The organism is Acidobacteriota bacterium, assembly GCA_020853395.1.
Classification (GTDB): Bacteria; Acidobacteriota; Vicinamibacteria; order Vicinamibacterales; family SCN-69-37; genus JADYYY01.
Map to the genome: position 1 here is coordinate 1 of JADYYY010000008.1, position 23,950 is coordinate 23,950.

Below are 23,950 nucleotides of genomic sequence, written 5' to 3' on the forward strand. Positions count from 1 at the left end.
ATCAACATTGCGAGGTACCTGGACCGGCGAGCCGCCGCGTAGTCGGAACCCGTGAACAAACAGAATTGAAGCGCCCTGCCACATTCCCGGACCCACCGAGGCCGCGAACGCGCATCGCCAGAGGTCATTTCTTCACCGGAAAGTAGACTACTGGCCGAGCCGTGCGCCATCCCGCCAACCTCAACGAGCGCTTCGAGCAGCACCTGGCGATCGGTGCGCCGCCTGCCGACGTCTTCGCCTGCTTCTTCGCGCCAGAGGCGCTCAGGGCGTGGTGGCAGGCCGTACGCTCGGTCACGACGCCCGTACCGTTCGGCGTCTACGCCATCGAGTGGAAGACGACGCCGTTTCGCGACGATGTGCTCGGTCCACTCGGCGGCGTTTTCCATGGCACGGTCGTGGACGTCAAGCCCGGCCGATCGTTTCTCGTCGCCGACGCCTACTGGATTCCGCCCGAAGGCGATGCGCTCGGTCCCATGGCCTTCGAGATCGACTGCGCGCCCGATCCGGCGGGCTGCCGCCTCCACGTGCGACAGGACGGCTACGCGCCGTCCCCTCGATGGGAGCGGTACTACGCAGTGGTCTCCCGCGGCTGGCAGGTCTCGCTCATCGCGCTCAAGCGCTACGCGGAAGGGAGATAGCGCGCCCGCGCATCACCCGCGCCTCGAGAACCGCCCGCCGTGCGCACGAGTCCAGCGCGCGCCGAGCCTCGGCAGCGTTCCGGTTTCGTAGCTGCTACGATCGGAAGGCTTCCGGGATCCCTGCGGCGTCGCGTGTGGGTCCAGGCAGAAACGATGACGCCGTCTTTCGCTCACGACACCATCGCGGCGGCCGCCCGCGCGCTCGCCGCGGGCACCGTCTCCTCGCGCGCCCTCGTCGAAGCGAGCCTCCAGGCGATCTCGATCCACGGCCCGGCGACGAACGCCTTCGTTCACGTGGACGCCGCAGGCGCCCGGCAGGCCGCGGATGCTGCCGATCGGACCCGGGCCGCGGGTCAGGACCTTGGCCCGCTCCATGGAATTCCGATCTCGCTGAAGGATCTCATCGACGAGGCCGGGGCGGTCACGACCGCGGGCTCGCGCGTCTTGGGCGATCGCGTAGCGGCGACGGATGCGACGGTCGTGGCGCGGCTGCGCCGGGCCGGCGCGATCGTGATCGGCCGCACGAACCTCCACGAGTTCGCCCTCGGGACGACGAGCGAGGATTCGGCGTACGGGCCGGTTCGGCATCCGGCCGACGCCAGGCGATCCGCCGGAGGATCGAGCGGCGGCTCCGCAGCGGCCGTGGCGCTCGGCATGGGGCTCGCCTCGGTCGGCACCGATACGGGCGGCTCGGTGCGCATCCCTGCGGCGGCGTGCGGCATCGTCGGTCTGAAGCCTGGCGCCGGCGAGCTTCCGCTCGACGGCGTGGTGCCGCTGAGCGCATCGCTCGATCACGTCGGCCCAATCGCGCGGACCGTCCAGGACGCGGCCATCCTCTTCGACGTCATGGCGGGGATCGAGCCGCGGCCGTTGACGTCGGCACCGCCGTCCGACGTGCGCCTGCTGTGGCTCGACGGCTACTTCGCGCACCCGCTCGAGCCGGCGGTCCGCGCGGCCACCGATGCCGCCGCCGCGAGGCTCACGAGAGCGGGTGTCTCGCTCCGCCGCGGCGAGCTTCCCGGCACGGACGCGATCGCCCCGGCCTACGTCGACATCGTGTTGCCCGAAGCCGCACACTGGCATGGCGCTCGCCTCGATCGCCAGGCCGACGAGTACACGGCGCCCGTTCGCCAGCGGCTGCTTCAGGGCCGGACGATCGCAGCCGTCAACTACCTCCAGGCGCAGGCCGCACGGTCGACGCTGCGCGCCGCCGTCGACGCGTTGCTCGAGCAGGTCGACGCGCTCGTGCTCCCGACGCTGCCGCTCGTCGCGCCGCTGCTCGGCGCCGAGACGGTCGCGCTCGAGCCCGACGCGGCACCCGTTCCGGTTCGCACCGCGATGCTCAAGCACACGCAGCCGTTCAATCTCACGGGCCACCCGGCGCTCTCGCTGCCAGTGGCTGCCTCGCCGCTGCCGGTCGGTCTGCAACTGGTCGGCCACCGCGGCCAGACGCGCCGGTTGCTCGAGATTGCCGCCGGGCTCGAGCGGATCGTGACATGCCCGTAGTTCGGCATTTCCTGCACGCGTGGGAGCGCCGCCTCGCCAACGTCGACACGAACCGCCGTGTGCGGCCGTTCGAGTGGGGGCTCGACTGGCTCGGCCTCGACCGGTCGGCGGATCCGCGGCGAGACGTCGTCGCCTGGTCGACACAGGCCGTCGCCGAGTCGCCGTCGTTCTTCACGGCGACGGCAACGGCCGACTACGACTACGACGGTGAATGGCTTCGCTTCCCGAGCGCCGTCGTCACGCCCAACGCGGTCAACAACACCGTCGTCGCCCGTGTGTTCCACCCGGCGGAACACCGGCGCGGCGCCCGCCGGCGCGCGGTGCTCGTGCTGCCGCAGTGGAACGCCGACGCGGAGGGGCACGTCGGTCTCTGCCGGCTGTTCGCTCGCTTCGGTCTGACCGCCGTGCGGCTCACGCTGCCGTATCACGATCTCCGCAAGCCCGCGGACCTGGAGCGCGCCGACTACATCGTCAGCCCGAACGTCGGCCGTACGGCGCAGATCAACCGCCAGGCGGTGCTCGACGCGCGGCGGGCGATCGACTGGTTGACCGCGCGCGGGTACGAACGGATCGGCCTCATGGGCACGAGCCTGGGCTCCTGCCTGTCGATGCTGACGATGGCGCACGATCCTCGCGTGGCGGCCGGGGCGTTCAACCACATCTCGCCGTACTTCGCGGACGTCGTCTGGCGCGGTCTCTCGACGCGGCACGTGCGCGCCGGCCTCGACGGCCATATCGATCTCGACACGCTGCGCGACTGCTGGATGCCGATCAGCCCGTTTCCTTACATCGAGCGCGTCCGCGAGCGGCCCGTGCTGCTCGTCTATGCGCGCTACGATCTGAGCTTCCCGGTCGATCTCTCGCGCGCGTTCGTCGAGGAGTTCCGCCGCCGCCGCGTCGCGCATGCGACGACGGTGCTGCCGTGCGGGCACTACACGACCGGCAAAGCTCCGTTCAAGTACCTGGACGGCTACGCGCTGACGAAGTTCTTCGTGAAGAGGCTCTGAAGGCTTGGAGCTGGCGTACGGCTTACGGCAGGGCTGGCCAACGCGCGACGCTCCGCGTTGACCTGGCCCATGCCGATATCAGGCACACGCATCCGAGCGGCGCGTGACTGGATCGGCGGATCGACCTCGGCGCGAAGCGTCCCCGCCGCACGATCCCGTGCTACGTTCTGCGCATGCGCCGCGTGCTCCCGGTTCTCGTCGCCGTTTCCTCGGCGCTCGCCCTGTACGCCCAGATGCCGGCGGGCCCGCCCACGTTCGACCCGGCCGATACCGAAGGCCTTGTCGTCACACGCAATCCCAGGATTCGGTACGCGTGGAAGCGGAAGACGTTCTGGCAAACGACGGTCGAGCCGCCGGTCATGCGATCCCCACGGGTTTCCGCGCACACCGCGGCCGAGCGGCAGCAGATGATGGCGCCGCTCGACGCGCTCACGGCGCTGCTGAAGGCCACGCCAACCGGGTCTGCCGGCGAGGGCTTCTGGGTGCTCGACGCGCGCACGCTGGACTACTTCGACGTCTTCGCGCTGCCGGCCGGCACGCCGCTCGCCAGCTATCCCCTGCAGTTTTCGGCGGGCCTGTACCCGTTCCACCACGAGGACATCCAGAACGCCAACGGCACGTGGCGCACGAGCGTGCGCGGCGAAACCGAGGGCCTGTACTTCAAGTTCAACCAGCTGCCCCACGCCATCACCGGACTTCCACAGGGGCTCGCGGGGGCCGCGATGCGCGGCGACCAGGCGCCGATTGCCGCCGAGCCGTCCACGGGTGATCGCTCGCCGATCGAGCTGTACCTGCGGCCCCGTGAGACCGCCCGGTTCAGCGGCTGGCCGATTTACGAGATGGCCACGCTGGTCGTCTCGCGCGCCGGCCGCGACCCCTGGGCTCCCGTCGCGCTCGGCCGCGCGCTGGCGGCGCTGCGGCCAGCCATCGAAAAGGATCGCAAGACCGCCGAGGATCGGCTGGCCGGCCTGAAGAAGAAAGCCGAGGAGGTGCTGTCGCCCGCCTGGGAGCAGGGGATGCGCGATCGGTTCGAGAAGACCAACGGCGCGCTCCGCACCGAGCGTCCGTCCAACTACGAGGCGCGCCTGCGCTCGCTCGAACACGAGATCGCGACGACACGTACGCAGGCAACCGCTGAGGCGAACCCCGCGCGCGATGCGGCGGGCGCCTGGTACTGGAATCCCGTCGACACGGCAGTCGCGCTCACCCGACGCATCGCCGCACTCACGCCCGCCGAGGCTGCGAAGCCGGCCTGCTACCGCGCGTTCACCGAGTCGCAGGAGAAGCAGGGCCACTATTCGCTCGGAGGCGCCATCGAGGTGGCGGGGCCGGGCGACCTGTGCCGGCCGCTCGTGACGGACAATCCGGCGTACTTCGATCTCACCTTGCCGCGCACGACGCCGCAGATCCTCACCGTCGACGTGGGCCGTTGTGTGGCGGTCACTGGCGGGAGGCTCAGTGCGCTGCCGGTGACGCGGTTCGACGCACCGCCGCAGGGCTGCGTGCAGCACGCCCGAATGTGGCAGGAAGTCGATTGGACGAAGATCGCCGCGCTGGTACGGCAATGAAGGAAGGCGGGACGACGATGATGCGCGGCTCGGGCGGTGCTCGATGATGGCTGGCGCGACTCGCACGTTCAGCGTCGCGGCGGTCGTCATGGTCGGCGCCGGTGTGGCCGCGTCGCAGTACCCCAGGCAGCTCATGCGCGAACAACCCGGGCCCGGCCGGCTGCCGCGCGAACCGGGCGCTGGTCGAGACGCTCGACAAGGACGCCATTCGCGCCTGGATGAAGTAGGCGCGCACGCCGGCCCCGAGCCGTACGCCCGCAAGCCGTACGCCCTGAGCCTTACAAGAACTTGAACAAATCGCGCAGCGCGTCGAGGATGACCGAGCCGATCGCCCGCATGAACGGCGTGACGTCGCCGGTCGCCACCGCTTGCGACACGGCCTCGGCGCCACCGACCGGATCGGTGAACAGCAGCCAGATCGTGGCCGCCGCCAGCGTCGCCGCCACGACGCCGACGGTGGCAATCAGACTGATGCTCCAGCGGGCCAGGCTCATCGGACCAGCCAGTCTATGACAGGACGTCCAGCGCGGCCGTCGCGCGGCCGCGTGCCGGCACGTTCAGAACTCCGGCGACGTCACCACCACCGGCCGCCCCACGTCTTCGAGCGTCCGGCCGCTCACGTCGGAATCGCCGACCACGACGATGGACGCGAGGTCTGGGCGGATGAACCGCTCGGCCGCCTCGCGGACGGCCTCGGCCGACAGCGCGTCCACCGACGCCACGAAGCGATCGAACGTGTCGTCCGGCAGCCCGTGCAGCGCGAGCTGCGAGGCCGCGCGAACGAGCTGACCGGCCGTCTCGAAGTGGCGCACGTACCCGCGCGTCAGCGAGGCCTTGGCGCGGGCCAGCTCTTCGGGCGTCATCGCGCCGGGCACGCGCACTTGGGCGAACTCGCCGAGCACGTCGGCCACGGCCTCGGCGCTCGCATCCGCCTGCACGCTCGTCTCGCACGAGAACACGCCGCCGTGCACTCGGAACTCGAACGACGTCCGCGCGCCGTACGTGAAGCCTTTCTCCTGCCGGAGCCGCTGGTTGATCCGGCTCGTGAACTGCCCGCCGAGCACGGCATTGAGCGTCACGAGCGCGTGGTACGCGTCGGTCCGTCGGGAGGGGCCGGCGTGGCCGATCCGCACTTCGGCCTGGGGAGCGCCATGGCGCTCGACGAACAGCACCGGGCCCGGCTCCGATCGCATCGTCGCGACCGGTCCGGCAGTGGCCGGCGGCATGCTGCCGCGCCACTCGCCGAGCGTGCGTTGCGCCGCGGAAATCACGTCCGGCAGGCGCACGTCGCCGCCGACGACGAGCGTGGCCGCCTGCGGGCTGTAGTTCGCCTCCCAGAAGCGGCGCGCGTCGTCCACCGTCGTGCGCTCGAGCGCGGCAGTCGTGCCGAGCGCGCCGTGCCCGTACGGATGCTGGCGGAACAGCGCGGTCATGAACGTGCGGTCCGCCATCGCGCCGGCCGATCGGCTCAACTGCTTGAGCCGGTTGACGCGCAGCTCGCGGACGCGCCGAAAATCGGCGTCGTCGAACCGCGGCCGGAGCACCAGGTCGGCGACGAGCGCGAGCGCCGGCTCGAGCGACCGGGTGAGCGCGCGAACCGTGATCGACGTCGCGTCCGGTCCGGTGTCGACCTCCAGCTCGGCGCCCATGCGCGCGAGCGCATCCGCGATCTGGATCGCGTCGCGGTCGCCCGCGGCTTCGTCGAGCAGATCGCTCGTCACGCTCGCCAGCCCCGGACGATCCGGCGGGTCGCCGGCCGTGCCGCAGCGAATGACCAGCATGGCCGTGAACGCGGGGATGTCCGGCTGCACGATCGTCCAGACGGACATCCCGTTGGACAACTCGTGCCGCGCGATCGGCGGAAACCGTACCGGCGTGGAGCTGCCAGGCACCGGGACGACGAACCGGCCGCTCATCGTCCGGCGCCCTCCGCCACGGGCTCCGAGCCCGAGGCGGCCAGGTCCGGCCGGCCGGCCGGAACGACGCTGAGCGTGATGGCGCGATCGGGGCGGAGCCATGCCGCCGCCGATCGAAGATCGTCCGCGCTGGCGTCGACGTACCTCGCAAGATCCTGGGCGAAGCCGTCCGGCGAATCGCAGTACACGTTGTACGCGTTCAACTGATCGGCCTTGCCTCCGAACCCGCCGAGCGACTGCAGCCGGAAGACGAACGCCGCTTCCGCCTGCGCGCGCCCACGGTCGAGCTCGTCGTCCGTCGGGCCGTCCGCGGCGAAGCGGTCGACTTCCTCGAGAATTGCCGCTTCCAGCTCGTCGAGCGAATGCCCGGGCGCCGCGGAGGCCACGATCTGGAACGTCCCGATCAGCTCGCGCGACATCTGCCCCGCCGCGAGCTCCACGGCGATCCGCCGATCGTGCACGAGGCGCCGGTACAGCCGCGACGTGCGCGCGTTCCCGAGCACGTCGCCAATCAGGTCCAGCTCGGCATCGCCTCGCGCGAACAAGCCCGGCGATCGCCAGGACACGTAGAGCCTGGGCACGTCGACGCGGTCCGGCATCCAGAGCCGTCGCGCGGCCAGCGGCTCGAGAGCCGGCGTGATGGGCGGCGGCACGTGGTCGCCGCGCGGGATGGCGCCGAAGAGGCGATCGGCGAGCGCGATGCCGGCGTCGACGTCCACGTCGCCCGCAATCGTCAGCGACGCGTTGCCGGGGTGGTAGTAGCGCGCGAAGAACGCCTTCACGTCGTCGAGCGTGGCGGCCTCGAGATCGGCCGGCCGGCCGATCGTCGGCCAGTGGTACGGATGCTCCGGCGGAAACATCGTCTCCATGACGACGAACTGGGCCAGGCCGTACGGACGGTTCTCGTAGCTCTGCCGGCGCTCGTTGAGCACGACCGCCCGCTGCGTCTCGAACCGTTCCTGCGACAGCGCGGGCAGCAGCCATCCCATGCGGTCGGCTTCCATCCAGAGCGCGAGCGTCAGCGCGTTCGACGGCACGAGCTCCCAGTAGTTGGTGCGGTCGGTGCTCGTGGAACCGTTGAGGGACGCGCCGGCCTCCTGCAGCGGCGGAAAGTAGCCGCCGGGCTGGTGCTCGGATCCCTCGAACATCAGGTGCTCGAAGAGGTGCGCGAGGCCGGTCAGCCCGGGCCGCTCGTTCTTCGAGCCGACGTGGTACCAGACGTTCACCGCGGCGAGCGGCGCGCGCCGGTCCTGGTGCACGATGACGTCCAGCCCGTTGGCCAGCGTCGTCTTGACGAAGGGCACGTGCATGCGACGAGCCGCCGCCGTTACCGCACCTGGGCCAGCGGAATGGCGCGCTGCGCGAACGACGCGATCGACACCTGTTGGGCGACGCGCTCGGCCGTCGCGCGGAAGGCCTGCGCCGGCGGCGACGCGGGATCGCCGATCACGATCGGCACCCCTTGATCGCTACCGGCGCGCACGGGCTCGTAGAGCGGGACGGCGCCGAGAAACGGCACCATCATGTCGGCGGCGAGCGCTTCGCCGCCGCCCTTGCCGAAGATGTCGCTCTCCTGCCCGCAGCCGGGGCAGACGAAGTAGCTCATGTTCTCGATGAGGCCGAGCGCCGGGATGTTGAGCTTGCGGTACATCTGCACGGCGCGCCGCGTGTCGGCGACCGACACCGATTGCGGCGTCGTCACGAGCACGGCGCCCGCGACCGGCACGGACTGGCTGAGGCTGAGCGCCACGTCGCCGGTGCCCGGCGGCATGTCGATGATCAGGTAGTCGATGTCGCGCCAGCGGGCGTTGCGGAAGAACTGCTGAATGGCGCTGTGGAGCATCGGCCCGCGCCAGATCACGGCCGAGTCGTCGTCGGTCAGCATGCCCATCGAGACGACCTGCAGGCCGTACCGCTCGGCCGGCACCATCTTGCCGTCGGCGGCTTCCAGCCGCGTGTTCAGGCCCAGCATGATCGGCACGTTCGGACCGTAGATGTCGCCGTCGATCATCGCCACGCGGCTGCCGCGTGCGGCGAGGGCGACGGCCAGGTTGACGGCGACGGTCGTCTTCCCGACGCCACCCTTGCCGGCGCCGACCGCGATGATGTTCTTGACGCCCTCCACCGGCGCGCGGGCGCCATCGGCGGCGCCGGCCGCGCGGACGCTGGCCGTCATCTCGATGTCGACGGCGGCCACGCCTGGCAGCGCGTCGACCGCCGCGCGCGCCTGCTCGCGCATCAGGTCCTTGACCGGACAGGCCGGCGTCGTCAGCTCGATGGTGAAGGCGACGCGTCCGCCGTCGATGCGGAGCCCTTTGACGAAGCCAAGCGACACGATGTCGCGGTGCAGATCCGGATCCTGCACGGCGCGCAGCGCCTGGAGCACGGCAGCCTCGTTGAGCACGGTCATCGTGGAATTGTACCGTGCGGGCCGGCGTTGTGCTCTATCGTCCCGAACGGAGCGGCTGACCGAATTCGCGGCGCGCCTCGTCGTTGAGCAGCGCCCAGAACGTGTAGATGCCGAGCGCCGTCCCGAACGGCACGACGAGCAGATTCGGCAGAGCGAGCACGAGCGCGGTGCGACGGCCGGCCGGACCGCGCCGTGCAAGCGCGCGGCCGACAACGATCATGAGGCCGCCTCCGACGCCGAAGAACACGGCCCCGATGATCATGAGCCAGACGGCCGGCGGCGTCGGCGGCGGCGCGGCGCCCAACGTCGCCAGCGCGGCAACGGAGCCGAAGGCGAGCACCGCCAGCGACAGGCCGGCGAGACCGCCGCAGAGCCCGACGAGCACATAGAGCCAGCCGAGCACATCGAGATGGATGCGCACCGGACGAGCCGATCAGTTCAGACGGGAGAAGAAGGCGGCCTGCATGCGCCCGACGAACGTCGAGGCATCCACGAAGTCCACCGCAACCTCGCGCGCCGGCGGGGATGCCGGGGTGGACGACAGCGCCTGCGCGTCCGGCGGCATGCCGGCCAGGCAGAAATCAGGATGCGAGCGGCGCACCCGACGTGCGTAGGCCCGCCGGACCTCACTGGCGCGCGCGCTGTCGGGAATGCCGAGGACCTCGAAGAAATCGTGCACGGGGAGCCTTCCTCGGGACCCCCTTCGCTACCGGGCGCCGAGCGTGACGTGCAGCTCGCGGCGCGTCGCTTCGTCCACCGCGTCGAGGTCGACACTGCTGTCGCACTCGTCGCAGAGCACTTCGACCAGGGCCGGACGGCCCTCTTCCTGTGGCGGCTGCATCTGCTCGTCCACCACGCGCAGCAGGTGCATCTGCAGCGTCTTGACGAGGAAATTCTCGGAATTACCGCAATTCGGACACGTCAATGACAACGCTCGACTCCGTTCCGGGTCCACCAGGCCCACGAGAGTGTATCCCAGAAGGCCGAAAGGGACCCCTGAAAACGACGGCTACGCGTACAACACGCGCGGCTCGACCGGGATGCCGAGCGCGGCGCTCATCGCGCGGGCGTAGAGCCTGGCCTGCGCATCGTGCTCGGCGGACGGCTCCCCGGTCTTGAACTCCAGCACCGTAGCAGCGGCGCCGTCCGGCGTGATGACGAGGCAGTCGACGACGCCCCGTACGCACAGGCCGGGATGATCCGGGGACTCATACGAGAATGGCACTTCGTAGACGCGGGTGCCAGCGTCGAAGAGCGGCGCGATATCGGCGCGCAGCCGGATCGCGCGGTACAGCCGCAGGGCGTCGCCGACGGCCGCGTCGAGATCGGCAGCCTCGATGCGTTCGTCGGACGTCACCATGCGACGCACGGCGGCGGCGAGCGTGCCGTCCGGCTGCGCCGGGTCGGCCGACGCCTGGAACAGGCGGTGCACGAGCCGGCCGGTCAGGCGCTCGTCGCCGTGCGCGCGGCGCACCACCGCCGCCGAGAGTCGCGGCGGCGTGCCGGCGCCCGGCGCTGCCAGCGACGTGATGCTCGTGGCCGGCACGATCGGCGCGAACGTCGTGGCCAACGGCGCCACGGCGTCGAACGGCGCCTCCTCGGCACCGGCGCCGTCGGGAGCCGCGGGCGGCGCCGCGCCGGCGTCCCGGCAGATGCGAAACGCGAACGTGCCGTGCGCGCTCTCCCACGTCGCCTCGTCGAGCTGCCCGGGCGACGCGGCCGCGCCGAAGAGCTCGGCGAGACGAGACGGCAGCAGGGCTCCAAGGCTGCGCGCTCCGCGCCGCAGCCGCCCTTGATCGTCCACCTCCGCGGCAAGGTAGAGCCGATCGCGCGCGCGGGTCACCGCGACGTACAACAGCCGGCGCAGCTCTTCTTCTTCGCGCCGGTCCTCGAGCTTCGTGGCGTGGGTCGCCGAGAAGGCCACGTGCGGCTCGCCACCGGGACCGCGCTCGATCACCGAGAAGCCGCCGGACCGGCCGCGGCCGGCGAGATGCAGGTTGACGAGGAACACGATCGGGAACTCGAGCCCCTTCGCGGCGTGGATGGTCATCAGGTTGACTGCGCCGGTCGCGTCGACGACCGCGTTCGCTTCCTCGCCGGCGCTGAGCGTGTCGAAGTACGTGGCCAGCCGTTCGAGCGTGGCGTAACCGCGGTTCTCGACCCGGCGGATGAGGGCGCGCACCTTCTTGACGTTCTCACGCGCCTGGCCGAGCCGTCGGCCGCGCAGCTCGAACGCGTAGGCAGACTCGGCGAGCGCGCGATCCACGAGCTCGCTCGGCGGCAGCCGATCGGCGAGCTGCAGCCAGCGCTGGAGGCTCGCGCGCGCGGCCGCGAGCAGGTCGCGGTCGAGGTCGCCGAGGGCCGACTCGCCGGCGACCGGACCGCGCAGCGCCGCGGCGAACGCCGGCGCAAGGGCGGCCAGCCCGGCGTCCGACAGCCGCACGACGCGCGACCGGAGGAATTCCGCGGCGCGCAAGTCGGAGTGCGGCCGCGCGAGCACGCGCAGAAGCGCCTGGAGATCCTGGACCTCGGGCGCGTCGAAGAACCCGAGGCCTTTGTACACGTAAGTGCGGACCCCGCGCGCCTCCAGCGCGTCCTCGAAGTACTGATGGCCCGCGCGCACGCGAAACAGGATGGCGATGTCGTCCGCGCGCGCCAGCCGGGGCGGCCCGGAGCGATCCCTCACGACCGCCCGGCCGATGAGACCGGCGACTTCCTCGGCCACGGCCGCGGCGCACGCCGCCATCGACGGCTGCCCGATCACGCCGAGCACGGGATGGCCGTCCCGCCGCGCGCCGGCGCTCACGGGCGGCACCGGGAACCGATCCTGTTCGCCGTAGCGGAAGCGCTCGTCCAGCGTCGGATCGCCCTCGATCTCCGCGGAGAGCGCATTGACGAATGCCAAGAGCTCCGGAACGGCGCGGAAGCTCGTCGTGATGGCCTGGCGCACGCGACGGCCAGGCCGAAGACCGCCGATCCGTTGGGCCGCTTCGTCGAGCAACGTGACTTCCGCCTGCCGGAACCGGTAGATCGACTGCTTGCGATCGCCGACGAGGAAGATCGACGTCGGCGCATCGGCGGTGCCCTCCCCTTCGCCCCAGGCATCGATCAGCAGCTCGATGAGCTGCCACTGCAGCCGGCTCGTGTCCTGGAACTCGTCGATGAGCAGATGGTGGAACCGCGACTGCAGCTTCAACCGGCTGCGGGCGAACTCCTCCTGCCGTCGTAGCAGCACGACGGACCGGCTGAGCATGCCGGCGAAATCGAGCAGCGCATGATCCTCGAGCAGCCGCTCGTAGTGGCTCGCCGCGATCTGGAGCAGCCGGAGCAGACCACGCGCGAGCAGCACGTCGAGATCGCGGTCGAGCCGTTCGAGACAGCTCGCCACGAGCGGCGAAGTCGCGGCGAGGGCGCGCTCGTGCCGTTTCCTGGCATCGGCCGACGCGAAGTGCTCCGCGAGCACCGGCCGGCTCGTCCGCTGCCTCGGCTCGCCGGCCCGCGTGAGGAAATAACGTTCCAGACGACGGCGCAACTGCTGGACGCGCGCCGGGCCGGCCTGGCGCAGCGCGTCAAGGCTCGCCAGGTCCGACACCAGCCGTTGAAACCCCGGCGCCGGTTGCGGGCCGTCGCCGACGAGCGCCGCCCGATCGGCGCGGTCGAAGACGTCGCCGAGCCGTCTGACGAACGCCTCGGTCACGTTCGCGACCGATCCGACGTGACCGGCCCGACCGACGAATGCGGCCACGGCCGGCACGGCGACCTGCCGCCGATCGAGCAGAGAGGCGAGGGCGCCGGCCAACACGGGCGTCCGCACCCGCGCGCACAGCAGGCGCACGCACTCGTCGTCGGCGATGAGGCCGCGCGCGGCGCGCAGCGTCAGATCGATCGCGTCGTGCGCGAAGCGCGCCATCTCCGTCTCGTCGGCGACGTCGAAGGCCGGGTCGACGCGTGCTTCGAGCGGGAACTCGCGCAGTAGCCCGAAGCAGAACGCGTCGATCGTCGAGATCTGGATGTCGCCGATGCGCGCCGACAGCGCGCGCCAGTCGGCCGCCGCCAGCTCACCCCGCTCCGCGCGCCGGCGCAGCTCGTCGAGCACCCGTCCGCGCATCTCGGCGGCCGCTTTGCGCGTGAACGTCATCGCCAGGATGTTCCGCGGATCGACGCCGGCGAGAATCAGACGCACGTAGCGATCGACGAGCACGCGCGTCTTGCCGGTGCCGGCCGAGGCTTCGAGGACAACGTCGTTCGCCGGATCGACGGCGAAGATCCGGGCGGGCGCGTCGGGCGGTGCCGGCTGGGCGTCGAGCGCGTCAAACAGCGTCGGCTGCTTCATCGCTCTCCCCGCGGTATTCCTTGCGGCAGACGCCCGCATAGCCGCACCACTGGCAGTCCGCCGGCCGGCGCGGTCTCGGCGGAAACCGTCCGGCCTCGATGTCCTCGACGGCCGCCGCAAACGTGCTCGCGCGCGCCCTGACGGCGAGATCCACCGGATCCGGCGGACCGCCGAGCGCGCCGTCGACCCGCCGATCGTCGCCGAACGCCAAGTACATCGCCGACGACACCGGGTGCGGCTGGCCGTGCAGCGCGGCGAGCTGCTGGCTCGCCGCGTACGCGTACACGGCGATCTGAATCGACGACTTGAGGTCCGGCATGCGGCCGAGCTTGTAGTCGACGACCCGCAGGCTTCCGTCGCCGAGGACATCGATGCGGTCCGCCTTGCCGTGGATCTCGATCGTTCGCTCGGTGAGACCGTGGAGCACGGGAAACCGGAACGGGCCGCGCAGGTCGCACTCCAGCAGCCGCTCCTCGACCGTCGCGCCGCTGTCCGCCTCGAGCTCGAAGACGCGTTCGGCCACGCCAAGCCCCACGAGCGATCCCAGCAGCCGAACTTCTTCCAGCGCGCGATCGGCCTCCGGCAGCCGGCCGATCGCCTGGCGCGCGAGATCCGCGAAGAGCGTCATGGCGTCCGGCAGGTTCTCGGGCGTGATGCCTCCTTGCGCGCGCGCCTGCCACTCGCGGTAGAACGCTTCGAAGAGGCCGTGGAGCAGCAAGCCCCGCTCGAGCGGCGTGAGGCCCGCCAGTTCCTCGCGCTCCTCCGGCAGCTTCAGCACGCTGTCGGCGAAGTAGCGGAACGGGCAACTGACGTACTGATCGACACGGCTCACGCGATAGACCTGCGGCGATCGCGGGTCCACGAGGCCGCTGTACCGCGCGTCGGTCAGGGGCGGACGGCGCCGCCGCAGCCGCAGCCACGCGCCCGGCTCCTCCTCGAGCGACGCCGGATCGACGGCTCGCATGAGCACCTCGTCGGCGAAGAGGGGCGACGCGGGCGGCGGCGCAGCCGCCTCCAGGCCCTGGCCGCGGACGCGCTCGAGGAGCGGCGAGAGCGTGACGACGGCGTCGCCCTCGAATTGAAACGCGGAGAGCCTGAGCGATCGATCGGGCAGCGCGAGCAGATCGTTGAAGGCCGCCTGCTCGGCGCGCGCGTGATCGCTTGGCTGCGGCCAGCCCAGGCGCTTCAGCAGCTCGGCGCCGTAGAAGATGCCCCGTTTGAGCCGATCCGGCCAGTCCGTCTCGACCAGACCGACGAGGTGCACGTGGTCGAAGTCGCCGAAGCGCGCGGCGACGGCATCCACCAGGTGAACGCCGGCCGTGCCACGACGTGGCGTGAAGGTGCGCGCCTCGATCGCGTGACGCACGGCCGAAACGAGAGCGTCCGGGTCGCGGCGGCGATCGTCGTGTTCGCGGCAGGCCTCAGCCAGCTCGTCGAGCACCCCGAGCACGGCGCCCCGGGCGCGGAGCCATCGATCGCGCCACCGATCGTCTCCGTACGAGCCGCGTTCGTGGCGACGAAGGAAGTCGCCGATCGCCCCCACCTGCATCGACCCGCTCGATGCCGTCCGAAACGGTTCGAGCTCACGGTGCAGATCGGCGGCGGCCGCGGCGGCGCGCCTGACGCCCGCTTCCGGGAGGCGCCGATCGGCGGCGGCCGATCGAAAGTACCCGTCCGCCGCCTCGACGTACGAGGCCGCGTCCCCTGTCTCGCGGCGAGCCGCCAGCACGGCGTCCAGAGCGCCGACATCCCTCGCATCGAGCAAGCGGCCGTCGACCTCGAAGGCGAGGAGCGTCGCGCCGAGCAGCGCGATCACGGACGAGCGCGTGCCGCCCGTGCGCGCCACGCTCAGCACGAGATCCAGCACCGCGGTGTACGGCTCGGCCGCCAGCGGCAGCGCGTCGAACGCCTGGTACGGCACGCGCGCCTCGCCGAGGACCTGCTGCGCGAGGTAGAGGTACGGAAGCGGGCGCTGGAAGACGACCGCGACCGACGCGTCGAGCGCGCCGCCGGCGTCCTGGCGGATCGTGCGCACGACGTGCCGCAGTTCATCCTCACGGTCGCGGCAGACGACGGCCGGCGTCTCGCCGGCCCCGGCCGGCCGCACGAGGACGGGCGCGCGCGGCTCGTCGAGGCCACGGCGCTCCTCGAGCCCAGGCAGCTCGAGCTCGATCCGCTCCCGGAATCCGGCGTCGTGCGCTTCGTCGGTGACGACGATCTCGAGACGCCGAAGCTCGGGAAGCCGTCCCAGCAGATCGAAGTCGACGGGCCACAGCCCGCGCGGGTCGGACGGATGATCGGCGACGGCGACGACCACGTGCGTGAACGGCAGCGGCGGCTGCTCGGCGATCAGCCGGAGCCGTAGCTCGTGCTCGTCCATGCCGGACGACTGCCCGGCGGCGCGCTCGTAGGCGAGGAACGCGTACCCCAGGCAACGGGTCTGTTGGATGAGATCGTCGCTGCCGCGATCCATCCCGCGCTCGACGCGCAGCTCGTCGAACAGGGCGCGCACGGCACGCGGCACCGAGCGTCGCCGCCGGCGAAGCTCGTCGTAGAAGTCCAGCATCGCGCCGACCAGCCCGGGCCGCAGGTCGAACAGCGGCGCCGCCAGCGGGTGCGCGCGCGCGGTTTCGCGCCAGGCCCGCTCGAGCAGCACCTCGCGCTCGGTCCGCGAGAGCAAACGCCGCGCCGCGCCGAGCGCCTCGTGGCAGCGGCGCACCCACTCGTCCCGCGTGAGGAAATCGGGCAGCACCACCGCGGGGGACGCCGCCGAGAGCCGGCGGCGTTCCCCGGTCTGGCGCAGCAGCTCGCCCGCCGCGCGTGTCGGCACGATCACGACGCGGCGCCGCGCATCGATCGGCGTACCGGCGAGGGCGAGATCGACGAGCGCGCGGCGGAACGCCGCGAGCCCCTTGACGCGAACGAGAACCCGCCGCTGCATCGATGCTTCAGTCTCGGTCATCAGTCGCGCGGCGGCAACAGGGCGGCGACCAGATCGCCGCGCGCACGATCGCCGAGCAGCAGCGCGCCCGCGGCCGCGCTGGCCGCCTCGCGCGCTGGCGCGTCGCGGGCGGTCACGTCCGCCAGCCGGCGCCGCACGCACGCCTCCTGCGCCATGCGCAGCGCGCTCGCGAGCGTCGCGTGCACGCCGGCGAGATCGGCCGGAGGCGCGACGGCATCCACCAGGTCTCGCCATCGCTGCACGCGCCGCTCCGCGGCGAGCGTCCGCTCGTACGGCACGCGCTCGACGTCACGCAGCCGCGCCAGGAGCGTCTCGAGACCGCTGAGACCGCTGAACGCCGGCCGGATCCGGCGTTCGTACTCCACGAGCGCGCCGATCGTGGCGCGATACCGGTCGAGCGCGGCTCGCCGCGCCCTCGCGGCGTCGGCCGCAAGGCCGAGCTCGACGGCCAGCCGCTCGACGATCTGCGGGCGCCGATGCCCGAGCGCCGCATCGCGTGCGGGGAGTTCGTCTCGAAGCGTCTCGACCGCGCCGGCGTCACCGGACCGACGCGCGGCCGCGGCCCGGGCGCGGAGATCCCCGACGAGCGCCGCATATCGAAGCTCGGCCTCGAGCTCCCGTTCCAGTCGCAACGCCAGCCGCCGCCTCACGCTCTCGTCGGACGCGGCTGCCAGCGCCGCCCGAAGAATCGCCACCCGCTCTTCGCCGATGTCGGCCGCATCCGCGGCAACCGCCGCCGCATCGATCGAGTCGCTCGCCGCAGGAGGCGGCAGCACCGCCATGCCGGCGTCGGACGTCAGCTCGAACGCGATCGACGCGGGCCCGTCCGACGACGGCTGCTCGCGAAGCACCGCATCCAGCCGCGCGACGAGCTGCGCCACGTCGCTCGCGCGGTAGTTGAAGTGGTCCCGCGGCCACGCGAGCAGCCGCTGCCGCACGATGAGCGCTCGCGCGACCTGCAGGGCGCGATCGTCGAGGGCCGCCATCGCGGACAGCTCCTGCCCGACGTCGGCGACGAACGCGGCGTACTCCGCGTCCCCGCGCGTCACGGCATAGGCGCGCTCACGCAACGCCCGCGCGTAGCGCGTCGTACGTCCGAGATCGACGCGAGACACCGGCAGGCTCATGAGCTGCAGCGCGAACGTGCCGTCTGCGTGGACGATGGCGAGGGTGAAGATCAGACGGTCGCCGACGGTCGCCGCCCCGCCGTAGGTCGGCAGCGCCTCGCCTGTCGTGAGAAAGACGCGATGGAACGCCGTCGGCGACAGCGGGGATTGGGCTGCGGCGCCGCCGGAGGCCCACAACATCGCCAGGATCCCGAGCAACCAGCGTCGCCGCACCCTCGCATTGTGCGACATCGAAGCCGTCTGTGGAAAAGCTGTGGACGATGCGCGGATCGGCTGTGCGAAACCTGTTGCGCGGGACATCTTTTTCGGGCGCGCCCTCAGCAAATCGCGGCGATCGCCCGCACCTGGTGCAGCTTCGCACCCGGCTTCGCTTGCGCGCGGCGAATCGCTCGCTAGAATCGTGCTTCGCGTCGACGGCTTCCCTTGGCCGCTGGCGCGCACTCGTGAACGCAGTCCTCTTCAACGAAACCATCAACGGGCGCACCTACAAGATCGAGGTCCATCCGGTCGGCCGCGATCGCTGGCGCGCGTGTCTGGCGCGCCGCGGAGCGACGACGGCGCTGATGCCGTTCTATGGCCAGACACCGGATGATGCCGCGCGACAGCTCATGGGATGGCTCGCGCGCGTGGGGGGGACGAGGAAGAGCTCCTGACTTCGTGCCCAGCATCAGGCCCGAACTGCCGCACGACGTCGCCGGCATTCGCCGCGCCAACGGCCTCGCGTTCGATTCGGCCGTCCGCACCTTCTCGGCGCTCCAGAGGCCAGTGGTCGACACACGTTCCGCCGGGAGCTCGTCGAATCGTTCGCTTGGCTGCCGTGATCACACGCTCACCGTTCTGGCTTCTGCCCGGAGGCCCACTACCCGACAGAACCACGTGCCATGGGCGGCGTCATCAACATCATCACGAAGCGCGGCACCACGACGCCGAGTGCGTCGTTCGAGTTCGGCGGCGGCAGCGACAGCCTCACCCGCGAGCCGTTCGCCTTCAGCGGCGCGGCGAAGGGCCTCGATCTGGCGCTCGGCGTGGGCAACTACGAACGAAGTGACATCACGGCCTCTGGCGGACGGCGGTGGTACCACACGGGCGTCGACCACAACACCAACGTCAACGTCGACGCGGGCTACTCCATCGATGGCAACAACCGCGTGAGCGTCGCCTACAACTTCGGCGACATCGAGTGGGTCGGCGACGCCAGCGATCCGCCGTTGTCCACGTCCGCAGATGTTCGCCGAGGCGTGGCGCTGGTCACGCTTGTTGGACTGGCCGTCTCCGCCGTGGCTGTCGGTGTCCTCTGGGTTCCCCGATGACTTCGTCCGGTTCGAGGAGAAGGCGCGCCTCGCGCGCCAGCGGACCGCCAACCGGAAGCGGAAGGCCGCGCCACGAGCCACGGAGCGTTCGGCGTCCTGGCGTTCGGCTACTTGCGGGAAATCGAGACCGAAAATGAAGGTGTGGTGGACCTGAGCATCGCCAGTTGGAACCTATTCGCGAGCTGGCTGAACGTCGTCGATGGCCTACGGCGTGCCGTACAGTGCCGGTAGGACGGGCACAATCGCGGATCAGCCCCGTGGGGTCAGCAGGGTTGAAAGGTGTCCAGACTGGTGAGCCATGTGGGCCATTCCAACACTGCGCCCGTCCATTGACGGTACTGTACCGCTGTGCTTAACTGGCGCCGTCTCGTGACTTTCAGCACCACCGCGTGCGCGGCCTGCTGCGCCGCCTCGAAGGCCGATCGCTCATGGACGATTGCAGAGGCCCGCATGGACGATCGGGAACGACACGCCGGCCGATAAGGCCAAGAACCGCCGCGTCGAGTTCATCAAACGGTCGCCTGGAGCTCGGCGATCGGCCGGTTGTCGATGGCAATCCTCGGCGCGACCGCGACGTTCGGTGGCTTCCCTTGAGGCGAACACGAACACCTCCGCCTTCTCACAGCGGACTTCTCGAAGACTCCGTACGAGGGCGGGGTCGAAGACGCTCCCGAGCGCAAGAAACGCAACGAAGAGCTCTTTGCCCTCATTGCCAGGACCAGCACCGAGCAGGCCGCGAAGACGCGGGCCCAGATGGAGAAGCTCGAACAGGCTCAAGCAGAGAAGCTCAAGAGATCAGACGCCTTCGATCGGGAGAAGCAGGCGAAAGACCTGGCCGGGTATAAGGCCGTTGGCGACGGATACCGTGCGCAGCTTTCGGCGATGAGGCCTCAGGAACGTGCCTCTCAAGCTTTTCTGGTGGGCGACGACCTCGTGCCGCAGGGCACCCCGGACGCTTATACGTACGGGCGTAAGAACCCTGCGTTCTATCGAGCCAGAGGTTCTCCGGTCGGAGCACGCGCCATCCTCGTGTCGATGCCGGGCGGCTACAGGAGCTGCGGCCCCAGCAGGAACAGCTCTATAAGCAGTTCGACTTGGCCGCGCTCAAGAAGATGGTGAACCCTTGATCAAGTACGTGGTTCGCTGGACAAGCACCGCGCTCGTGGCGGTCTGTCTTGCACCGTCGCTGCTTGCAGACGATCAACAGAGCCCGCAGCAGCCGCCGCCACCCGTCGTCACCACTGGGGGCAGCGGAGGGGGAGGTAGTAGTGCCGGAGGTGGCGCGGGAGGGGGAACAGGCGGCCCAGCCGGCGGCGGTGGAGGCGGGGGCGGCGGAGCCCTCTACGATGGTTATGCCGATATCGACTGGAACGGCCCGGACGTCGTGCCGAACTCGCCCCTGATCTTCGATCCGTTCCCGGTCGACATTCTGCTCGATGAGTTTCGGGCCGCCACCGCGCATCTTCCCGGCAGCGTCAGGCGCCAGGACCTCACGTACCAGCAGGCCTTGTTCAACATCAATGGGCTGATCCCAGGCCCTGGTCTCGAGATGATCGAGCAACTCAAGGCTGAATCGATGTCGGTCATCGGGTCGAACCACCTGGAGAACTATAGCGTGGCGGCAGGGATGCCGGGACGCGTCGACACGATGCTCGCGATCACGCTCGCCCGTCACCAGGCGTCTCCGCAGGACCCGACGATCCTCTTCAATCTGGCCAGCCTTCTGACGCAGCGAGGTCTCGTCAACGAAGCGGTTGCCATGCTGGATCGGCTGGGCGCCAGTAAGAGCACGCCGGAAGCAGCGTTTGGCTACTCGCCACCCGCTATGCTGGACTACATGCGCGGCTATACGGCGCTTTTGCGCGGTGAGCTGCAGGTGGCGCAGTCGTTGCTCCAGCGATCGTTCAATGCCGACCGTTCGATCGCCGACGCGAGCTACGCGCTCGCCGTGGCCCAGGAGGCGCTGGGCGGGGACCCTCGCAAGGCGTTCATCGAAGGCTTTCTGATGGCGTATGGCGGCCGCCCCTTCATGTATTGCGGCGCCGAGGAATACGAGAAAGATCCGCTGACAACGGAGGAAGACCAGAACGTGGCCCCCCCCACAGACGAGATCTTCGACCTGTCGAAGGGGACCGATGGCGTGCTGCCGCAGCTGCCGCATCCGGCGAACAACGACCAGCTTGCGGTGATGGTGCTGGAGGTCGAAAGGAATCGAAAGAAGATCGACGACGAATTCCAGGCTCACGTCAAGCGGGCAGATGCTCTTCACAAGAAGCTGCTCGCCCGGCTGACCGGTCCGAACCCGAAGCCGACGGATCTGACCGACGAAGAGCTCATGGATCGCATCGATGAAGCCAATGTCTGCCTGAAGCCGCTGCACCGCATGAAGGCACAGGTGGACACCGTGACAGAGGAACTGACCCAAACCATTCAGCGGAGCGCCGAACTGGCGGCACCGCGCATTCTGGAGAGTGCCGCAATTCGTCTAATCCCGGCATCGCGAGCGGCATCTCGCCAGATCGCGAACGACGGCATCATGTTCCGGCGAGGGGCGATTCAGAGATGGGAAACGGCCGTGCGCATCCGATTCAAGTCCTGGCACAAGTACTCGACGGGAATCGCCGCGCTCATGACAGATCCCGAATGGCAGGAGTATGCCAAGGAAACCATCGACGGCCGCGCCAAAGCCGAGTGGATGGGCCTCTACGTCGGACTCGTGCACAATTACGGATCCTACCTGCCCGTTGTCACTGAAGATGCAGCGGATTCCGGTCAGTTACTTCCCGATCCGAACGCTTCGCAGATGGCGCTCTGCAATCCAACGACTCAAAAGGGCTCGATCGAAGTGGATCTCGTGAAGGTGCCCATTCGATCTCTTCCAATCACGCGGCCGGAGATCGGCATCAGCGTGGAAGCGAATTGCGACAAGATCGCCGTCGAAATGGACGGCACCGTTGGCGTCGGGCTTGACGGCGTCGCCCGCATTGCCGCTGGCGGATTCGCCGAAGCGTCGCAGAACCGCGGTGGCGACATCACGATCTTCAGTGGGCCAAAGCTCACCGGTAACGTGGGGGCGACGACTGGCACCGTGAAAGACGGCGTGTATGTCACCTTCGACAGCGAAGGCATCAAGGAAGTCGGCACCAAGGTGGAATCGGCCCAGCGCGTCGGCACCGCCAAACTGCAGACGTTCGACAAAGGATTCGTCGTCTGGGCGGCCCCGCCGAGGCCTCCGCGAATTGATCCCAAGTATGGCCTGGCGATCTGGGGCGAGGTGAAGTAGCTCTGCTTGCGCCTGAAGACGGCGGCGCCGGCCCTGATCAACGGGTTCGTGCGCCGGTCGATTCAGGGCCAGACCGACACCGAACGGCAATCGTGGTTGAACGCGTCGCCGCTGAGCATCGCCCAGAATCTCCTCACCTTCTGCCGGTTGAACAAGGGCCGCGTGCACTTCGTCGTCGTGTTCAACCTGACGCGCTTCGCGCGTGACAAGTACGACCACTTTGCGCTGCGCTCACACTTGCAGCCGCTTGGCATCTCGCTGCGCTCGGCGACCGAGCCGATCGACGACACCTCCACCGGCAAGTTGATGGAAGGTGTCCTCGCCGCGTTCGCGCAGTTCGACAACGACGTGCGTTCGGACCGCACGCGCGCCGGTATGAAGGCCGCGCTCGAACTCGGCCGATGGGTGTTCCTGGCACCGATTGGCTACACGAACGCGCCGCGCTCGGCCGGCCGGAGCTTGCTGCCAAGACGCGGAGCGCGCGCCGATCATCCGCAAGGCGTTCGAGGACTACTCTACGGGGCGCTTCAACAAGCAGCGAATGCTCGAACGCGTAACGGCCGACGGCCTACTGAATCGACGGAACCAGCGGCTCAGCTCGCAGGCCATCGGCATGCTGCTGCGCAATCAGCTCTACGCCGGCATCATCGACGCGCCCGAGTACGGCGTGCGCCGCAAGCGTGGCGACTTCGAGCCGATCATCACCGAAGACCTGTTCCAGCGCGCCCAGGCGGTGCTGTCGGGTCGCATCCCGAGCAGCGCGCCGCGGCTCCAGGCACATCCAGACTTTCCACTCCGCAACTTCGTCCGCTGCGCGTCCTGCAATCGCGGGCTTACCGGAAGCTGGTCGAAGGGGCGCAGCGCCTACTACGCCTACTACCACTGTCGGCCCGGCTGCCGCGGCGTGAACGTGACGAAGGCGAGGCTGGAGACCGCGTTCACCGAAGAACTCGCACGGCTCCGGCCGACCGCCGTCTACATGCGCGCGCTCAAGGAGGAAGTCCTGCAGCTCTGGAAGGCGCGCAAGGAAGCCATCGCGACCGAACTGGCCGACGCCGAGCGCCGCGCTCAGGCCATTCAGAAGAAGCTCGACCGGCTGGACGAGGCGTTCGAACGAACGACATCGACGTCTACGACCGTCACGCCGAGTCGCCGCGCGAGGAGCTCACGCTGCTGCGCATGGACCGTCATGCCTCCGAGGTCGAGGATCTCGACGTGGAGGGCGTCCTGGCCTTCGCGCAGCGCATCCTGCCGCGCGCGGCCGACCCCTGGGTGCAGTCGTCACTCGACCAGCGACAGCGGTTCCAACGGTTGTTTCTTCCCGAGGGAATCGCGTTCGACGGTTCGGCACTCGTTTGAATCGCCACAACCGTCACGGCTTTCAGCTACTTGCGGGGAGTTGGGACGGGAAATGAAAATTTGGTGGACCAGACCGGGATCGAACCGGTGACCTCATGAATGCCATTCATGCGCGCTCCCAGCTGCGCCACTGGCCCACGGAGACTTCGAACTCCCGATTATAGCGGCCGGCCGCTCGACATGCAAAACGAACGCAGGCGGCTTGCGGCGCCAAAAGGCCCTCGCCTTGACTTGCCGTACGCTCCATGCCTAGACTGGGCCCGGAACTATTCACTCAGACAATGGAGGCCGCGCCTCCACTGGCAAAGGAACAATCATGCCCAGCGGCACGATTGCACGTCTGTTGATCGATAAGGGTTTTGGCTTCATCCGGGACGAAAGCGGCGTCGAGCACTTCTTCCACCGGTCTGCGGTCCGCGGCGCGGTGTTCGAGCTGCTTCGGGAAGGCCAGCGCGTCGAGTTCGCCAACGAGGATTCCCCCAAGGGCCCTCGCGCGGCCGACGTCCGGCTGCTCGACAGCTGACGGCGGCT

At 69.7% G+C, this 23,950-nt stretch carries 20 protein-coding genes and 1 tRNA gene; 10 read left to right on the forward strand and 11 right to left on the reverse strand.

All coding sequences use genetic code 11. From position 1 onward, the window contains the following. The first annotated feature begins 161 nt into the window (after positions 1–161). The 4 genes from IT184_07350 to IT184_07365 all read left to right on the forward strand — a co-directional run bounded on the left by IT184_07350 (position 162) and on the right by IT184_07365 (position 4,719). Positions 162–638, forward strand: coding sequence for an SRPBCC domain-containing protein (locus IT184_07350; GenBank protein MCC7008616.1), 477 nt, complete (start codon positions 162–164; stop codon positions 636–638). 153 nt (positions 639–791) lie between these two features. Beyond that, complete coding sequence (locus tag IT184_07355) at positions 792–2,144, forward strand: amidase (protein MCC7008617.1); 1,353 nt, start codon at positions 792–794, stop codon at positions 2,142–2,144. Next, positions 2,135–3,151 (forward strand): abhydrolase domain-containing 18, encoded by a 1,017-nt coding sequence (locus tag IT184_07360; GenBank protein ID MCC7008618.1) that lies wholly within the window; start codon positions 2,135–2,137, stop codon positions 3,149–3,151. Before IT184_07355 ends, IT184_07360 begins: the two co-directional genes overlap by 10 nt. A 173-nt stretch (positions 3,152–3,324) precedes the next feature. Continuing rightward, positions 3,325–4,719, forward strand: a complete 1,395-nt coding sequence (locus tag IT184_07365; protein ID MCC7008619.1) for a hypothetical protein — start codon at positions 3,325–3,327, stop codon at positions 4,717–4,719. A 278-nt stretch (positions 4,720–4,997) separates the two neighbouring features. Here the strand turns inward: IT184_07365 and IT184_07370 are convergent, their stop codons facing one another. The 10 genes from IT184_07370 to IT184_07415 all read right to left on the reverse strand — a co-directional run bounded on the left by IT184_07370 (position 4,998) and on the right by IT184_07415 (position 17,680). Beyond that, positions 4,998–5,213 carry a hypothetical protein gene (locus IT184_07370; protein ID MCC7008620.1) on the reverse strand — a complete coding sequence of 72 codons (216 nt, stop codon included), beginning with the start codon at positions 5,211–5,213 and terminating at the stop codon, positions 4,998–5,000. A 63-nt stretch (positions 5,214–5,276) separates the two neighbouring features. Beyond that, positions 5,277–6,635: an insulinase family protein gene (locus IT184_07375; GenBank protein MCC7008621.1), complete on the reverse strand. Its 1,359-nt coding sequence runs from the start codon at positions 6,633–6,635 to the stop codon at positions 5,277–5,279. Then, complete coding sequence (locus IT184_07380; protein ID MCC7008622.1) at positions 6,632–7,945, reverse strand: insulinase family protein; 1,314 nt, start codon at positions 7,943–7,945, stop codon at positions 6,632–6,634. Before IT184_07380 ends, IT184_07375 begins: the two co-directional genes overlap by 4 nt. Before the next feature lie 17 nt (positions 7,946–7,962). After that, the gene (locus tag IT184_07385; protein MCC7008623.1) at positions 7,963–9,045 is read right to left on the reverse strand and encodes an Mrp/NBP35 family ATP-binding protein; all 1,083 of its coding nucleotides are present in this window, start codon (positions 9,043–9,045) and stop codon (positions 7,963–7,965) included. 34 nt (positions 9,046–9,079) lie between these two features. Beyond that, complete coding sequence (locus IT184_07390) at positions 9,080–9,466, reverse strand: hypothetical protein (GenBank protein MCC7008624.1); 387 nt, start codon at positions 9,464–9,466, stop codon at positions 9,080–9,082. Positions 9,467–9,478: 12 nt separating this feature from the next. Next, the gene (locus IT184_07395) at positions 9,479–9,724 is read right to left on the reverse strand and encodes a DnaJ domain-containing protein (GenBank protein ID MCC7008625.1); all 246 of its coding nucleotides are present in this window, start codon (positions 9,722–9,724) and stop codon (positions 9,479–9,481) included. Between the two features lie 27 nt (positions 9,725–9,751). Then, positions 9,752–9,916, reverse strand: coding sequence for a hypothetical protein (locus tag IT184_07400; GenBank protein ID MCC7008626.1), 165 nt, complete (start codon positions 9,914–9,916; stop codon positions 9,752–9,754). A gap of 138 nt (positions 9,917–10,054) precedes the next feature. Beyond that, positions 10,055–13,378 (reverse strand): UvrD-helicase domain-containing protein, encoded by a 3,324-nt coding sequence (locus IT184_07405; protein MCC7008627.1) that lies wholly within the window; start codon positions 13,376–13,378, stop codon positions 10,055–10,057. After that, entirely contained in the window at positions 13,356–16,340 is a 2,985-nt protein-coding gene (locus IT184_07410; GenBank protein MCC7008628.1) for a PD-(D/E)XK nuclease family protein, read from the reverse strand. Before IT184_07410 ends, IT184_07405 begins: the two co-directional genes overlap by 23 nt. Continuing rightward, positions 16,340–17,680, reverse strand: a complete 1,341-nt coding sequence (locus IT184_07415; protein MCC7008629.1) for a hypothetical protein — start codon at positions 17,678–17,680, stop codon at positions 16,340–16,342. The genes IT184_07410 and IT184_07415 overlap by 1 nt, the downstream gene beginning before the upstream one ends. 230 nt (positions 17,681–17,910) lie before the next feature. Between IT184_07415 and IT184_07420 the strand changes: the two genes are divergently transcribed. The 5 genes from IT184_07420 to IT184_07440 all read left to right on the forward strand — a co-directional run bounded on the left by IT184_07420 (position 17,911) and on the right by IT184_07440 (position 23,419). Beyond that, on the forward strand, positions 17,911–18,120 hold the full coding sequence (locus IT184_07420; GenBank protein ID MCC7008630.1) for a hypothetical protein: 210 nt from the start codon (positions 17,911–17,913) through the stop codon (positions 18,118–18,120). A gap of 228 nt (positions 18,121–18,348) precedes the next feature. Then, positions 18,349–18,777, forward strand: coding sequence for a hypothetical protein (locus tag IT184_07425; protein ID MCC7008631.1), 429 nt, complete (start codon positions 18,349–18,351; stop codon positions 18,775–18,777). 753 nt (positions 18,778–19,530) lie between these two features. Continuing rightward, positions 19,531–19,896 (forward strand): hypothetical protein, encoded by a 366-nt coding sequence (locus IT184_07430; GenBank protein MCC7008632.1) that lies wholly within the window; start codon positions 19,531–19,533, stop codon positions 19,894–19,896. Between the two features lie 4 nt (positions 19,897–19,900). Further along, positions 19,901–22,060 (forward strand): hypothetical protein, encoded by a 2,160-nt coding sequence (locus tag IT184_07435; GenBank protein MCC7008633.1) that lies wholly within the window; start codon positions 19,901–19,903, stop codon positions 22,058–22,060. A gap of 6 nt (positions 22,061–22,066) precedes the next feature. Next, the gene (locus IT184_07440; GenBank protein MCC7008634.1) at positions 22,067–23,419 is read left to right on the forward strand and encodes a recombinase family protein; all 1,353 of its coding nucleotides are present in this window, start codon (positions 22,067–22,069) and stop codon (positions 23,417–23,419) included. Positions 23,420–23,480: 61 nt separating this feature from the next. Here the strand turns inward: IT184_07440 and IT184_07445 are convergent. Next, positions 23,481–23,556: transfer RNA gene (locus IT184_07445), tRNA-Ala, on the reverse strand. A gap of 179 nt (positions 23,557–23,735) precedes the next feature. Between IT184_07445 and IT184_07450 the strand changes: the two genes are divergently transcribed. Beyond that, positions 23,736–23,942 (forward strand): cold shock domain-containing protein, encoded by a 207-nt coding sequence (locus tag IT184_07450; protein MCC7008635.1) that lies wholly within the window; start codon positions 23,736–23,738, stop codon positions 23,940–23,942. Positions 23,943–23,950: the final 8 nt, after the last annotated feature.

Bases quoted from the DNA above. Each gene is read 5' to 3' on its own strand.
- IT184_07360 (MCC7008618.1), top strand. From the start codon at position 2,135: ATGCCCGTAGTTCGGCATTTCCTGCACGCGTGGGAGCGCCGCCTCGCC.
- IT184_07450 (MCC7008635.1), top strand. From the start codon at position 23,736: ATGCCCAGCGGCACGATTGCACGTCTGTTGATCGATAAGGGTTTTGGC.
- IT184_07425 (MCC7008631.1), top strand. From the start codon at position 18,349: ATGGGCGGCGTCATCAACATCATCACGAAGCGCGGCACCACGACGCCG.
- IT184_07375 (MCC7008621.1), bottom strand. From the start codon at position 6,635: ATGAGCGGCCGGTTCGTCGTCCCGGTGCCTGGCAGCTCCACGCCGGTA.
- IT184_07355 (MCC7008617.1), top strand. From the start codon at position 792: ATGACGCCGTCTTTCGCTCACGACACCATCGCGGCGGCCGCCCGCGCG.
- IT184_07430 (MCC7008632.1), top strand. From the start codon at position 19,531: ATGGAGAAGCTCGAACAGGCTCAAGCAGAGAAGCTCAAGAGATCAGAC.
- IT184_07365 (MCC7008619.1), top strand. From the start codon at position 3,325: ATGCGCCGCGTGCTCCCGGTTCTCGTCGCCGTTTCCTCGGCGCTCGCC.
- IT184_07400 (MCC7008626.1), bottom strand. From the start codon at position 9,916: ATGCACCTGCTGCGCGTGGTGGACGAGCAGATGCAGCCGCCACAGGAA.
- IT184_07370 (MCC7008620.1), bottom strand. From the start codon at position 5,213: ATGAGCCTGGCCCGCTGGAGCATCAGTCTGATTGCCACCGTCGGCGTC.
- IT184_07405 (MCC7008627.1), bottom strand. From the start codon at position 13,378: ATGAAGCAGCCGACGCTGTTTGACGCGCTCGACGCCCAGCCGGCACCG.
- IT184_07380 (MCC7008622.1), bottom strand. From the start codon at position 7,945: ATGCACGTGCCCTTCGTCAAGACGACGCTGGCCAACGGGCTGGACGTC.
- IT184_07385 (MCC7008623.1), bottom strand. From the start codon at position 9,045: ATGACCGTGCTCAACGAGGCTGCCGTGCTCCAGGCGCTGCGCGCCGTG.
- IT184_07410 (MCC7008628.1), bottom strand. From the start codon at position 16,340: ATGACCGAGACTGAAGCATCGATGCAGCGGCGGGTTCTCGTTCGCGTC.